Source organism: Arthrobacter sp. SlRoot2-15 (genome assembly GCF_059739345.1).
This window is the reverse complement of record NZ_AP046058.1, coordinates 899780-913522: the sequence shown is the minus strand read 5'-3', so window position 1 is coordinate 913522 and position 13743 is coordinate 899780. Positions and strand designations below refer to the sequence as shown.

The window sequence follows — 13743 nt, the reverse complement described above, 5'->3', positions numbered from 1 at the left end:
GTGGCCGAGAACCTGGCAGCAGGCACGGCGTCGGCCGTCGACTGGGCCGCACTCGAGGCAGCCGCCGTCGCGGCGATGCAGAACGCCTACGCGCCGTATTCGAAGTTCGCGGTGGGGGCAGCCGCCCTCACCGCGGACGGCCGGATCGTCAGCGGCTGCAACGTCGAAAACGCCAGCTACGGGCTCACGTTGTGTGCCGAGTGCGCACTCGTCGGGAACCTGCACATGACCGGCGGCGGCCTGCTGCGCGCCTTCTACTGCGTCGACGCGCACGGCAACGTGCTGATGCCGTGCGGCCGGTGCCGGCAACTGCTCTACGAATTCCGGGCCCCGGACATGGAGCTCATGACCACACAGGGCATCAAGACGATGGACCAGGTGCTCCCCGACGCATTTGGCCCCCAACACCTGGAGGAAACCCGGTGACCCAGAACACCAGCAACACTGCTTCCGATAACGCCAACGCGTTCGACGCCGTCGACATCATCCGCATCAAGCGGGACAAGGGCGTCCTCAGCCCCGCCCAGATCGACTGGACCATCGACGCATACACCCGCGGCGCCATCGCCGACGAACAGATGGCCGCCCTGAACATGGCCATCCTGCTCAACGGCATGGACCGCGCCGAGATTTCACGCTGGACCGCGGCGATGATCAACTCCGGCGAGCGGATGGACTTCTCCAGCCTGCGCCGGCCCGACGGCGGCGTGAAGGCCACGTCCGACAAGCACTCCACCGGAGGCGTGGGGGACAAGATCACCCTGCCGCTGGCGCCGCTCGTGGCGGTCTTCGGCGTCGCCGTGCCGCAGCTCTCCGGCCGCGGCCTCGGCCACACCGGCGGCACCCTGGACAAGCTCGAGGCCATCCCGGGCTGGCGGGCGGACCTGAGCAATGAGGAAATGATGGCCCAGCTGCAGGACGTCGGCGCGGTCATCTGCGCCGCCGGCGCCGGACTGGCCCCGGCGGACAAGAAGCTCTACGCCCTGCGCGACGTGACCGGCACGGTCGAGGCCATCCCGCTGATCGCCTCCTCGATCATGAGCAAAAAGATCGCCGAAGGCACCGGATCGCTGGTCCTGGACGTCAAGGTGGGCAGCGGCGCGTTTATGAAGGACGAGGCGCGCGCCCGCGAACTGGCCGAGACCATGGTGGCCCTGGGCAAGGACGCCGGCGTCAACACGGTGGCGCTGCTGACCAACATGAACACCCCGCTGGGCCTCACCGCGGGCAACGCGATCGAGGTCGAGGAATCCGTGGAGGTCCTCGCCGGTGGCGGCCCGGAGGACGTTGTCGAGCTCACCGTGCGCCTGGCCGAGGAAATGCTGGCCTGCGCCGGGGTCCGCGACGCCGACCCGCGCGCCGCGCTCAAGGACGGCCGGGCCATGGACGTCTGGAACCGCATGATCGAGGCCCAGGGCGGGGACCCGCGCGCCGCGCTGCCGGTCGCCAAGGAATCCGAGACCATCTACGCGCAGGCCGACGGCGTCCTGGTAGAACTCGACGCGATGGCCGTCGGCGTCGCCGCCTGGCGCCTCGGAGCCGGGCGGGCGCGCAAGGAGGACCAGGTCCAGGCAGGGGCTGGGGTGCGGATGCACGCCAAACCGGGCGCCACGGTCCGCGCCGGTGAACCGCTGATGACCCTACTGACGGACACCCCGGAAAAGTTCGAACGTGCCAAGGAAGCGCTCGAGCACGCCGCGGTAATCGCGCCGGAAGGCTCCCGCCCGGCGCAGCAGCTCATCATCGACCGCATCGCCTAGGGCCCTGGTTGCCCTATCACTTATGGCTGCTTTGCCCCGGGTTTAGCCGCCACAAGTGATAGGGCAACGGACTGCGCCCGGGCAGTACACTGGCACCACAGAATTCCGGGAGAAACCGGGTACCGCCGTGCGTTAGGAAACTGTGCAGGCAATCAACGACTTCATCCTGGCAGCAGCGGGCCAACCGTGGGTGCTGTTCCTGGTGTTCGCTTGCTGTGTGATCGACGGCTTTTTCCCGCCGGTTCCCAGCGAGTCGGTGGTGGTCGGCCTGGCCGCCGTCGCCGCGACCGCCGATGTGCCCAACCCGCTCCTGCTGATCGTCGTGGCGGCCACCGGCGCGTTCTGCGGGGACAACATCGCCTACCTGATCGGGCGGGCCACCGGAACCTCGCGCTGGAAGTGGATGCGCGGGCACCGGACGCAGCGGGCCTTCACCTGGGCGGGCCGCGAGCTCCGGAAGCGCCCTGCCTCGCTGATCATGGTGGCGCGGTTTGTGCCGATCGGCCGCGTGGCCGTCAACCTGACCGCCGGCGCCACGCACTACGCGCACTCCCATTTCGTCGGGCTGACGGTACTCTCCGCGGCGCTGTGGTCCGGCTATTCGGTGGCCGTCGGGCTGTTCTTCGGCCAATGGTTCGAAGACAACCACCTGCTGGGCGCCACCATTGCGATCATCTGCGCCATTGTCCTGGGCATCGGAATCGACGTCGCGCTCAGCCGGCTGCGCGGCAGCCTGGCCGAGGAACCGGTCCTGGACGAGGCGGAGCAGCCCGCCCCGCCGGCCGACGGCTAGGACGCCGGCGGCGCCACGGGGGGAAACATCGGCGCCCGCGCGTAGCGCAAGGTGCCCCGACCATGGGACACTGGGGTGCGATTCACGTCACGTCGGTGCCGTAAGCCCGCCAGTACCAACCCAGTCCGTTCCGGGCACGTCCCGACCCTTTCAGTTTCTAGGAGCACAGCCCGCGTGGAGTTCATTAATGAGGCCGTGCTCCATGCAGCCGGCCAGTGGTGGATTTACCCCCTCCTGCTGCTCTTTTTCTTCATCGACGGCTTCGCCATGGTGGTTCCCAGCGAGACGCTGATCGTCGCCCTCGCCGCCTACTCCCGGCACAGCGGCCAGCCCAACCTCTGGTTCCTCGGCCTGACGGCGTTGATCGGCGCCATTGCCGGGGACAACATGGCGTACCTGCTCGGCCGCAAGATCGGCCTCGAACGGTTTCGCTGGATGCGCAAGCCCAAGGTGCAGCGGGCCTTCGGCTGGGCGCGCTATGAGCTTGAGCAACGCGGCGCCGTGCTGATCTTCACCGCCCGCTACATCCCCTGGGGCCGCGTGGCCGTCAACTACGTCGCCGGCACCACAGGATTCCCGCACCGCAGGTTCTTTGTGCTGGATGCCTTTGCCTGCTTCACCTGGGTGATCTACTCCATCGGGATCGGCATCCTGGCCAGTTCCTTCCCCTGGCTGCACCACAACCCGCTCCTGAGCGCCGCGATCGCCGTCGTGTTCGCGATTGTCCTCGGCATCGCCGTTGACCACGTGCTGCGCTGGTGGCACAAACGGCTCGGCCGGCACTACGAGCCGGCGGACGACGACGCCGTGGCCCGGGACGCCGCGCACGACGACGCCGCGGCGACCGACGCCTCCCGCAAGTAGCGCCCGGCGCCGTCCGACCCTATGGTGGGAACGTGACTGAGACTATTCCTGACGCTGCCCCTGACCTCGAATTCGACCTGAAGGGCCTCCCCAAGGTTTCCCTTCATGACCACCTGGACGGCGGACTGCGTCCGGCCACCATTATTGAACTCGCCGAAAAAGTCGGCCACACGCTGCCGTCCACCGACCCCGTCGCGCTGGGGGAGTGGTTCCGCGAATCCGCCGATTCCGGCTCGCTGGTGCGCTACCTGGAGACCTTCGACCACACCATCGCCGTGATGCAGACCAAGGACGGTTTGTTCCGCGTCGCCAAGGAATTCGTCGAGGACCTCGCGGACGACGGCGTCGTCTACGGCGAGGTGCGCTGGGCACCGGAGCAGCACCTGCAGCAGGGCCTGTCCCTGGACGAGGTCGTGGAGGCCGTCCAGGCAGGCCTGGACGCCGGCGTCGACGCCGTCGCCGAGACCGGCCGGGAAATCCAAGTCGGCCAGCTGATCACCGCGATGCGCCACGCGGACCGCGGCCAGGAGATCGCCGAACTCGCCGTGCGCCACCGCTACAAGGGCGCCGTCGGCTTCGACATCGCCGGCGCCGAGGACGGTTTCCTGCCCTCCCGCTTCAAGGACGCCTTCACCTACCTCGCCCAGCACAACTTCCCGGCCACCATCCACGCCGGCGAGGCAGCAGGTCTGGAGAGCATCCAGTCCGCCTTGGTCGACGGCCGGGCACTGCGCCTGGGCCACGGGGTGCGGATCGCCGAGGACGTCACCGTCGAGTTCGAGGAAGCCGACCCCGCGGACGCTGCCACCGACCCGGAGAGCGACGAAGTCGGTGACAACATCGGCCTCGTGACCCTCGGCGAGCTCGCCAGCTGGGTCCGGGACCGCGGCATCGCGCTGGAAATCTGCCCGTCCTCCAACCTGCAGACCGGCGCGATCGCCGGCTTCGGCGAGGGCATCGAGAGCCACCCGGTGGACATGCTCTACCAGCTCGGCTTCAACGTCACGATCAACACGGACAACCGGCTGATGAGCGGCGTGAGCCTCACGGACGAGTTCGAACTGCTCGTGGAGACCTTCGACTACGACCTGGACGACCTGCTCGAGCTGACCCTGAACGCCGCCGAAGCCGCGTTCCTGCCGCTGGAGGAGAAGGAAGCCCTGGTCGAGTACATCAACGAGGCCTACGCCGACCTTGGCTAAGGACCCCGACGCCACGGACGCGCAGCTCGGCGGACTGCTGCAAACCATCGCCGAGCTGCGTGTCCACTGCCCCTGGATGGGCGCCCTGACCCACGAATCCCTCGTGGAATACCTCCTTGAAGAGGCCCACGAGGTGGCCGAGACCATCGAGGCCGACGGCGGCGACGCCGAACTGCGGGCCGAACTCGGCGACGTGCTGCTCCAGGTGGTGCTCCATGCCCGGCTCGCCGAGGAGCGCGGCGCCTTCGCCTTCGACGACGTCGCCCGCGGCCTGCGGGAGAAGATGATCCGGCGCAATCCGCACGTCTTCCGCCCCGATGGGTCCCTGCAGGACACTTTCCCGGCCACGGTCGAGGAGATCGTGCTGAAGTGGGACGCCGTGAAGCGGGCCGAAAAGCCCGGCCGGGACCACGCCTTCGACGGCGTCCCGGCCGCGCTGCCGGCCCTCGCCCGGGCGCAGAAGCTGCTGGACCGCGCGGAACGTGCCGGACTGCCCGGTGCCCCCGGGTCCTTGCCGGCGCCCGGCGCCACCCCAGCACCCACCGCACCCGCCCCCGCCACCGAACAGGAGCTCGGCGAGCTGCTGTTCGGCATCGTCGCCGCGGCCCGCCGCGACGGCCTGGATGCCGAACGGGCGCTGCGCGCGGCCAACCGCCGCTTCCAGGACACACCCCCGGGCGGCACGGGCTCTCCGGGGCAGCGTCCGGGGGCTGGATAGCTTTCCGTAACTTTTCCCACTCTCGACTAGGCTAGAGGCGACGAGGACGTCGGTTTTCGGCTTGATCCACCGCTAGATTCCCAGCAGTCAGATTCCCAGCAGATCGCTTCACCCAAAGGAGCATATTCATGGCGCTTATCGATGCCATCCACGCCCGCGAGATCCTCGATTCCCGCGGCAACCCCACCGTAGAAGTTGAAGTCCTGCTCTCCGACGGCCAGATCGGCCGCGCAGCAGTCCCCTCCGGCGCCTCCACCGGCGAACACGAGGCCGTAGAGCTCCGCGACGGAGACAAGGGCCGTTACCTCGGCAAGGGCGTCCAGAAGGCCGTCGACGCCGTCATCGACCAGATCGCCCCCGCGCTGATCGGCTTCGACGCGACCGACCAGCGCAGCATCGACCAGTCGATGATCGACCTGGACGGCACCGCCAACAAGAGCAAGCTTGGCGCCAACGCGATCCTCGGCGTCTCGCTCGCCGTCGCCAACGCAGCCGCCGCCTCCGCCGACCTGCCGCTGTACAAGTACCTGGGCGGCCCGAACGCGCACGTCCTGCCGGTGCCGCTGATGAACATCCTCAACGGCGGATCGCACGCCGACTCCGACGTCGACATCCAGGAATTCATGGTGGTCCCGCTCGGCGCCGAGACGTTCTCCGAGGGCCTGCGCTGGGGCGTTGAGGTCTACCACGCGCTCAAGGCCGTGCTGCAGTCCAAGGGCCTGGCCACCGGCCTGGGCGACGAGGGCGGCTTCGCCCCGAACCTGCCGTCCAACCGCGCGGCCCTGGACCTGATCCAGGAAGCCATCAAGAACGCCGGCTACACCCCCGGCAAGGACATCGCCCTGGCCCTGGACGTCGCGTCCTCCGAGTTCTTCAAGGACGGCGGCTACCAGTTCGAAGGCAAGACCCTCAGCTCCGCCGAGATGAGCGCCTACTACGCCGAACTGGTGGCCGACTACCCGCTGGTCTCGATCGAAGACCCGCTGGACGAGAACGACTGGGAGGGCTGGAAGACCCTCACGGACACGATCGGCGACAAGGTCCAGATCGTGGGCGATGACCTGTTCGTGACGAACCCGGAGCGCCTGCAGACCGGCATCGATTCGCAGACCGCCAACTCGCTGCTGGTAAAGGTGAACCAGATCGGTTCGCTGACCGAGACGCTCGACGCCGTGTCCCTCGCCCAGCGCGCGGGTTACACGACCATCACCTCGCACCGCTCCGGCGAAACCGAGGACACCACCATCGCCGACATCTCGGTGGCCACCAACGCCGGCCAGATCAAGACCGGCGCCCCGGCCCGCTCGGAGCGCGTCGCCAAGTACAACCAGCTGCTGCGCATCGAAGAGGAACTCGACGACGCCGCACGCTACGCCGGCCGGAGCGCGTTCCCGCGTTTCAAAGGCTAGTACCCGCTAAATCCCGGAACCGGTGGCTATGGTGGAATGACCATGGCCGCCGGTTCTGTTTTGGCCGGTCCTTTCCTGGCCGGTTTTTGGCCCCTGTCTTGTGGCCTGTTTGGAGGAGTGACATGGCAACCCGCCGTCCCAAGGTTCCCCGGGCCGCCGCTGCGGCTCCGGCGTCCCAGCCCGCCGGCCGGGCGGAAACCGACGGCGCCGACGTCATCCGGGCCGATTTCGGCGGGACGGGCCGCGGCACCGCACCCGGCGCCGCGGCCCGTCCCCACCCCAAATCCCAGCCAAACAGTGCCTCCGACGGCGGCGGCCGCGCCCCCGCCGGGGCGGCGGCCGGTGCGGCCAGGGCCGCCGCGGGCCGTGCGGCCACGGCCACCGCGGCGGACCGGTCCGCGGACTCCGCCGCAGCGGAAGACTCCGATCCGGTCCCGGCCAAGGCCTTCTCCGGCCGCATGCTGGCCCTGGGCCTGGTGATGATCGCGATCACCATCCTGCTGGCGCCGTCGGTCAAGATCTTCCTCGAAAAGCGCGCCGAAATCGCGGAACTCGAAGCCGACATCTCGGCCAAACAGGCGAAGCAGACAGACCTCAAGCGCCAGGTCTCGCGCTGGCAGGACCCCAACTACGTGAAGCAGCAGGCCCGCGACCGCATTAACATGGTTATGCCCGGCGAAACCGGCTACTGGGTTTTCGGCAGCGATCTTCCTGCCGGAACGTCCGGTGCCGGTACCGCGCCAGGCACAGCCACAGACCCCGCCAACCTGCCGTGGGTGGATTCCCTCTGGGAGTCCATCAGGCGTTCGGCAACAGACTAGGAGCGGCGCCCGCCGCCGATTACCGCAGGCCGGTGATCCCAACAGGGCAGGAAGGTGCCGCGCCAGTGGACGAGAACCGAGTGGACACCCCCCGGGCAGGGGACCCCGCCGAAACGGCCCCGGCCGCGGCGTCCGAGATCGCAGGACAGCCGCGCCGGCCATCGGCCCGCGACCTGGACGTCCTCAGCCGCCAGCTCGGCCGGCCGGTGCGCGACGTCGTCGAAATCCCCGCCCGCTGCGTCTGCGGCAACCCGCTCGTGGCGGCCACCTCGCCGCGGCTCAGCAACGGCACGCCGTTCCCCACCACGTTCTACCTCACCCACCCGGTCATCACCTCCGCCGTGTCACGGCTGGAAGCTGCCGGGCTGATGAACGAAATGAACGACCGGCTCGGCGCCGACCCCGCCCTGGCGGCGGGCTACCGTGCCGCGCACGAGGCCTACCTGCAGTCCCGCGCCGACATCGGGGCCCGGTCCGGCATCGGCTCCGTGCCCGAGATCGACGGGGTCTCCGCCGGCGGCATGCCCACCCGCGTCAAGTGCCTGCACGTCCTGGTGGGGCACTCCCTCGCGGCCGGGCCCGGCGTCAACCCGCTCGGCGACGAGGCCATCGCCGGCATCAGCCAGTGGTGGACACGGGAGCGCTGCTACTGCGACGGCGCCTGGGACACCGGGGGAGAGGCCCCCTCCCAGGACCTGAGCCGCCACGGCCCACAGGGACTTCCGGACATCGTCGGCCGGCCCGCCCCGGTCCGCAAGGCCCGCGCGGAGTCCACCGACGCAGACGCCGGCGCAGACGCCGACGCAGGCGCCGGAGCCGGCCAGTGACCCGCGTGGCCGCGATCGACTGCGGCACCAACTCCATCCGCCTGCTGATCGCCGATGCGGCGGACGCCGGCGGCACCACCCCCCGGCTCACCGACGTCGTGCGGGAAATGCGCGTGGTCCGGCTCGGCCAGGGCGTCGACGCCACCGGCGAATTCGCCCAGGAGGCGCTGGAGCGCACCCTCGAGGCGACCCGCGACTATGCCGAGCTGATCCGCCGCCACGGCGCCACAAAGGTCCGCTTCGTGGCCACCTCCGCCACCCGGGACGCCCGCAACCGGCAGGTCTTCATCGACGGCGTCCGTGAGCTGCTCGGCGTCGAACCCGAAGTGATCAGCGGCGACGAGGAGGCCGCGCTGTCGTTCGCCGGTGCCAGCAGCGTCCTGCCCTCGCGCGGCAAGGACCCGGTCCTCGTCGTGGACCTCGGCGGCGGCAGCACCGAATTCGTGCTCGGCGACGCCGACGGCGTTATCGCCGCCAAATCGGTCGACGTCGGCTGCGTCCGGATGACCGAACGCCACCTGGTCGGCGACCCGCCCACCGCCGCGCAGATCGCCGCCGCGGAAGCCGACGTCGACGCCGCCATCAGCCACGCGGCGCGGACGGTCCCGCTGGAGCGCGCCACCGCGGTGATCGGTGTGGCGGGATCGGTCACCACCATCACCGCCCACGCGCTGAAGCTGGCCGAGTACTCCCCGGCGGCCATCCACGGCACGGAACTGGACCTGGCCACCGCCCGGGAGGCGTGCACGTCACTGCTGGAAATGGCACGGGAGGACCGCGCGGCCCTGCCGTACATGCATCCCGGACGCGTGGACGTCATCGGCGCCGGCGGCCTCGTCTGGCGCCGGGTGCTGGAACGGATGGCGGACGCCACCGACGGCCGGATCACGTCGGCCGTCAGCAGCGAACACGATATTCTTGACGGGATTGCCCTTAGCATCCTGCCGTGAGCATCAGCCAGCTTTTGCGCCCGGACAGACCGCCGATTGGACCCGAATGACCAGAGCAACAGCCCGGCACCGCCGGACCGCCTCCGCGTTAATGGCCCTGGCCCTTGCCGGCGGGAGCACCGCGGGAGCGCTGTCGGGTGCCCCGGCGGCCCACGCCGATGCCACCCGGGATAAGGAATACTGGCTGGCCGAATCCGGCATCACCAAGGCCTGGGAAGTCTCCAAGGGCGCAAACGTCAAGGTCGCCGTGATCGACAGCGGCGTCGACGGCAAGCACCCGGACCTCAAGGGCGTGCTGGCCGGGGGAGCGGACGTCTCCGGCGCGGGGGCCGCCGACGGCCAGAAGAGCATCGGGGCCAAGCCCGAGCACGGCACGCTCGTCGCCACGATGCTGGCCGGCCGGGGCCACCAGCCTGCGGCCGCCAGCGCCAGCCCCAGTCCAACGCCCGGCGCCGGCGTTGGCCCCGACGGGATCGTGGGTGTGGCCCCCGAAGCGCAGATCCTTTCCGTGTCCACCTGGCTGGGATCGGCCAACCCGGGCGGCAAGAGCGACCAGGACCAGATTCCCGGGGCGGTCCGCTGGGCCGTGGACAACGGCGCGCGCGTCATCAACATCTCGCTCGGCAGCACCGCCCCGGAGTGGCCGCAAAGCTGGGATGCGGCGTTCCTCTACGCCGAGCAGAAGGATGTGGTGATCGTCGCCGCCGCCGGAAACCGCGTGGGCGGAAACATCCAGGTGGGGGCCCCGGCCACGATCCCGGGTGTGCTGACGGTGGCCGGCCTGGACCGCAAGGGCGTCGCCAGCATCGACTCGTCTTCCCAGGGCATCAGCATCGGCGTTGCCGCCCCGGCAGAGAACCTGGTGGGCGGTATGCCCGGCGGAGGCTACGCCGAGTGGGCGGGAACCTCGGGCGCCACCCCGGTTGTGGCCGGGGTCGCGGCCCTGATCCGGTCCAAGTGGCCGGACATGCCGGCGAGTCAGGTCATCAACCGGATCGTCAGCACGGCGAAGGACGCAGGACTGCCGGGCAAGGACCCGCTTTACGGCTTCGGCGTACTCAACGCCGAGGCTGCCCTGAAGGCCGATGTCCCGGAGAGCGCGGTCAACCCGCTGGGGTCGATCTCGGACTGGATCCGCGTCCACCGCAGGGGCAATCCGGTGAGTTCCGCGCCCGCTGCGCAGCCCAGCCCCCCCAGCGCGGCGCCGACGCTTCCCGAGGCGACCGTTCCGGCCGCGCAGGCTCCTTCGCCTGCCGACAGTGCCGTCCCGGCGATGGTGGTGCTCGGCTTCGGCGGGCTCTTTGTCTGCATCATCGCCGCGGCCGCCCTCCAGCTACGGCGGGCAGTCCGCGGCCCGGCGGACAGGCCCGCCGGGCCGGAAACGAGCGCGCTGGATTCCGTGGATTCCGGCACCCCGGCGAGTTAGTGAAGTTTTTCACAAACTACGGTATTCTTGACGCATGGCATCCACCCCTCAGCTCCAGGACCGTCCCAGGGTACTCGTCGTCGGCGGCGGGTACGTCGGCCTGTACGTAGCCCTCAAACTGCAGAAGAAGATCGCGAACGCCGGTGGCATCGTCACCGTCGTCGATCCGCTGCCCTACATGACCTACCAGCCCTTCCTCCCGGAGGTGGCCGGCGGCAACATCGAGGCACGCCACGCCGTCGTCTCGCACCGCCAGCACCTCAAGCAGACCGAGCTGATCCAGGGCCGCGTCACCTCGATCGACCACGCCAACCGCACGGCCGTGGTGGCACCGGCCGACGGCGGCGAGAACTTCGAGATTCCCTACTTCGACGTGGTGCTGGCCGCCGGTGCGATCACCCGCACGTTCCCGATCAAGGGCCTCGCGGACAAGGGCATCGGCCTGAAGACCATCGAGGAAGCCGTTGCCCTGCGCAACGGTGTCCTGGAGCGCATCGAAACCGGTTCGCTCATGACCGACCCGGTCGAACGCGCCCGCGCCCTGACCTTCGTCGTCGTCGGCGGCGGCTTCGCCGGCATCGAATGCATCACCGAAATGGAAGACCTGGCCCGCGCCGCGGTCAAGAACAACCCGCGCGTCAAGCAGGAGGAAGTCCGCTTCGTCCTGGTCGAGGCCATGGGCCGGATCATGCCCGAGGTCACCGCCAAGCAGGCCGAATGGGTTGTCGAGCACCTGCGCAGCCGCGGCATCGAGGTGCTGCTGAACACCTCGCTGGACAACGCCGAGGACTCGCTGAAGCTCATCAACCTGCCGGACAAGACTCCCGCGCAGGAATTCGAATCGGACACCCTCGTCTGGACTGCCGGCGTGCAGGCCAACCCGATGGTCCGCTCCACCGACTTCCCGCTCGAGCCCCGCGGCCGCGTCCGCGTCCTCCCCGACCTCCGTATTTCCGGCGACGAAGGCATCATCGAGAACGCCTGGGCCGCCGGCGACATCGCCGCTGTGCCGGACCTCACCGGCAGCGGCCTGCCCGACGGCACCTGCGTCCCGAACGCCCAGCACGCGCTGCGCCAGGCCAAGCGCCTGGCCAAGAACCTCTGGGCCTCCCGCTGGGAGAAGGAACTCAAGGACTACAAGCACAAGAACCTGGGCGCAGTCGCCGGCTTCGGCGAATGGAAGGGTGTCGCCAACATCAACCTCATCGGCCGGATCGGGCTCAAGGGCCCGCTGGCCTGGCTGGCGCACCGCGGCTACCACGGCCTGGCCATGCCGACCGTGGAGCGCAAGGTCCGCGTGATCTTTGGCTGGATCCTCGCCTTCTTTATGGGCCGCGACACCACCCAGCTGATGGACCTGGACAACCCGCGCGGCGCTTTCGTGTCAGCGGCGACGCCGGCTCCGAAGCCCGCCGCCGCGCCGGCGGCTCCGGCGGCCGACAAGCCTGCCGAGGCAGCTGCCAAGGAGACCGTTGTGGCCGACTCGAAGTAGTCGCCAGCAGCCCGACGACGGCGGCCGTCCCCTTCCGGGGGGCGGCCGCCGTCGTCGTTGGTGCCGCTGCCGCTGGTGCCGGGCCGGATTGGCCGGCGGGCGGGAGGGCCCGCCTAGACTTGGCCCATGACTCCTGCCGAGAAGGACCTGCACACGCTGCTCGCGACCATGAAGCCGGCACTCCGCGAGGGCGAGTACGTCTACGCCCTCTGGCCGCACGGCAAACCGCTGGCCGGCCAGATTGCGGCCGCCGTGCGCGAAGCCGAGGGCCTGACGGTGGTCCTGCCGCGCGAGGACGCCGATGCCCTGGGCCTGCGGTACGACTTCGTGGCCGCCTGGATCACCCTGCAGGTGCATTCCTCGCTCGAGGCCCTGGGGCTGACCGCCGCCGTCAGCGCGGCCCTGACGGAAGCCAAGATCAGCTGCAACGTCCTCGCCGGCTTCCACCACGACCACCTGCTGGTTCCCGTGGCCGACGCCGAACGCGCGCTTGAGGTCCTGCACGAGCTCTCCGCGGCCAGCCGCACCGCGAACGGCGGCGACCAGCAGTCAACGCCCACCCTCCTGCTCCGCACCGAGGAGCCGGAGGACCGGCAGGCCATCCTGGCCCTCACCGCGGCGGCGTTCGCCATCTCGCCCGTCACGGGTCTGCCGGTCGAAGGGGAACCGGAGGAGGTGGACCTGCTGAGGCGGCTCTTCGAATGCCGGGAGTACCTGCCCGACTTCAGCATCGTGGCGGAGCTCGACGGCGAGATCGTGGGCCACGTGATCAGCACCCGCGGCCGGGCGGGGGAGCTGGAACTGCTGGGGCTCGGCCCGATCGGGGTGGCCCCGCGGCTGCAGCGCCACGGAATCGGATCGGCGCTGATGAAGGAAACCATCGACCGGGCAAACGCGGCGGGGGAGCGGGGCATCGCCCTGCTGGGCAGCCCGGAATACTATGCACGGTTCGGCTTAGTGCCCTCCACCTCCCTCGGCGTGCAGCCCCCGGACTCTGCCTGGGGCGAGCACTTCCAGCTGCTGCCGCTGGCCCTCTGGCCCGGCGGCGTCAGCGGAGCGTTCCGCTACGCCGAGCCCTTCAACGGGCCGCCTGCGGCCTCCTAGCGGCCCCGCGCCGGGATACCATTGACCGGGCGCCCCAGTAGCCCAATTGGCAGAGGCAGCGGACTTAAAATCCGCGTGTTGTGGGTTCGAGTCCCACCTGGGGCACAAGATCAGCAGCCCCGCTTCACCGGGCGCTTTTGACTTGCGGATTTTCGCAACATATGTTTGTGCAGTTCCTCCATATCCCCCCAACGGCAGGGGAACACCAAAAGACGCCCCCGCACCGCGAGTCGCAATGACCGGTGCGGGGGCGTTTTTCGCTGTTTGCGGGGGCGTCGTGCGCGGCCGTGGGGTCCGCGGAGAAGGCCGTGGAGCCCGTGGCGGTGGCGGTAGGCGGCGTCGGCCTAGGGGCCGTCCTGAGGCGGCCTGCGGGCCCG

At 69.7% G+C, this 13743-nt stretch carries 13 protein-coding genes and 1 tRNA gene; all 14 read left to right on the top strand.

The genetic code is table 11. The features are described from left to right. The 14 genes from AC6I9V_RS04135 to AC6I9V_RS04070 all read left to right on the top strand — a co-directional run bounded on the left by AC6I9V_RS04135 (window position 1) and on the right by AC6I9V_RS04070 (window position 13471). The gene (locus tag AC6I9V_RS04135) at window positions 1–426 is read left to right on the top strand and encodes a cytidine deaminase (protein ID WP_497898450.1); all 426 of its coding nucleotides are present in this window, start codon (window positions 1–3) and stop codon (window positions 424–426) included. Next, entirely contained in the window at window positions 423–1760 is a 1338-nt protein-coding gene (locus tag AC6I9V_RS04130; protein ID WP_497898449.1) for a thymidine phosphorylase, read from the top strand. Before AC6I9V_RS04135 ends, AC6I9V_RS04130 begins: the two co-directional genes overlap by 4 nt. A gap of 142 nt (window positions 1761–1902) precedes the next feature. Then, window positions 1903–2553, top strand: a complete 651-nt coding sequence (locus AC6I9V_RS04125) for a DedA family protein (protein WP_497898448.1) — start codon at window positions 1903–1905, stop codon at window positions 2551–2553. 174 nt (window positions 2554–2727) lie between these two features. Continuing rightward, window positions 2728–3417, top strand: coding sequence for a DedA family protein (locus AC6I9V_RS04120; RefSeq protein ID WP_497898447.1), 690 nt, complete (start codon window positions 2728–2730; stop codon window positions 3415–3417). A 32-nt stretch (window positions 3418–3449) separates the two neighbouring features. Further along, entirely contained in the window at window positions 3450–4619 is a 1170-nt protein-coding gene (locus tag AC6I9V_RS04115) for an adenosine deaminase (RefSeq protein WP_497898446.1), read from the top strand. Then, window positions 4612–5337 carry a MazG nucleotide pyrophosphohydrolase domain-containing protein gene (locus AC6I9V_RS04110; RefSeq protein ID WP_497898445.1) on the top strand — a complete coding sequence of 242 codons (726 nt, stop codon included), beginning with the start codon at window positions 4612–4614 and terminating at the stop codon, window positions 5335–5337. Before AC6I9V_RS04115 ends, AC6I9V_RS04110 begins: the two co-directional genes overlap by 8 nt. Before the next feature lie 128 nt (window positions 5338–5465). Then, a complete protein-coding gene (eno, locus tag AC6I9V_RS04105; protein WP_497898444.1) occupies window positions 5466–6746 on the top strand; it encodes a phosphopyruvate hydratase in 1281 nt (426 codons plus the stop codon). Between the two features lie 122 nt (window positions 6747–6868). Then, the gene (locus AC6I9V_RS04100; protein WP_497898443.1) at window positions 6869–7567 is read left to right on the top strand and encodes an FtsB family cell division protein; all 699 of its coding nucleotides are present in this window, start codon (window positions 6869–6871) and stop codon (window positions 7565–7567) included. Between the two features lie 137 nt (window positions 7568–7704). Continuing rightward, window positions 7705–8394 carry a DUF501 domain-containing protein gene (locus AC6I9V_RS04095; protein ID WP_497900251.1) on the top strand — a complete coding sequence of 230 codons (690 nt, stop codon included), beginning with the start codon at window positions 7705–7707 and terminating at the stop codon, window positions 8392–8394. Further along, complete coding sequence (locus AC6I9V_RS04090; protein ID WP_497898442.1) at window positions 8391–9344, top strand: Ppx/GppA phosphatase family protein; 954 nt, start codon at window positions 8391–8393, stop codon at window positions 9342–9344. The genes AC6I9V_RS04095 and AC6I9V_RS04090 overlap by 4 nt, the downstream gene beginning before the upstream one ends. A 46-nt stretch (window positions 9345–9390) precedes the next feature. Next, the gene (locus AC6I9V_RS04085; RefSeq protein ID WP_497898441.1) at window positions 9391–10770 is read left to right on the top strand and encodes a S8 family serine peptidase; all 1380 of its coding nucleotides are present in this window, start codon (window positions 9391–9393) and stop codon (window positions 10768–10770) included. A 34-nt stretch (window positions 10771–10804) separates the two neighbouring features. Continuing rightward, window positions 10805–12262 (top strand): NAD(P)/FAD-dependent oxidoreductase, encoded by a 1458-nt coding sequence (locus AC6I9V_RS04080; RefSeq protein WP_497898440.1) that lies wholly within the window; start codon window positions 10805–10807, stop codon window positions 12260–12262. Window positions 12263–12388: 126 nt separating this feature from the next. Continuing rightward, window positions 12389–13366, top strand: coding sequence for an N-acetyltransferase (locus tag AC6I9V_RS04075; protein WP_497898439.1), 978 nt, complete (start codon window positions 12389–12391; stop codon window positions 13364–13366). Between the two features lie 31 nt (window positions 13367–13397). Then, window positions 13398–13471, top strand: a tRNA-Leu gene (locus AC6I9V_RS04070). Window positions 13472–13743 lie beyond the last annotated feature (272 nt).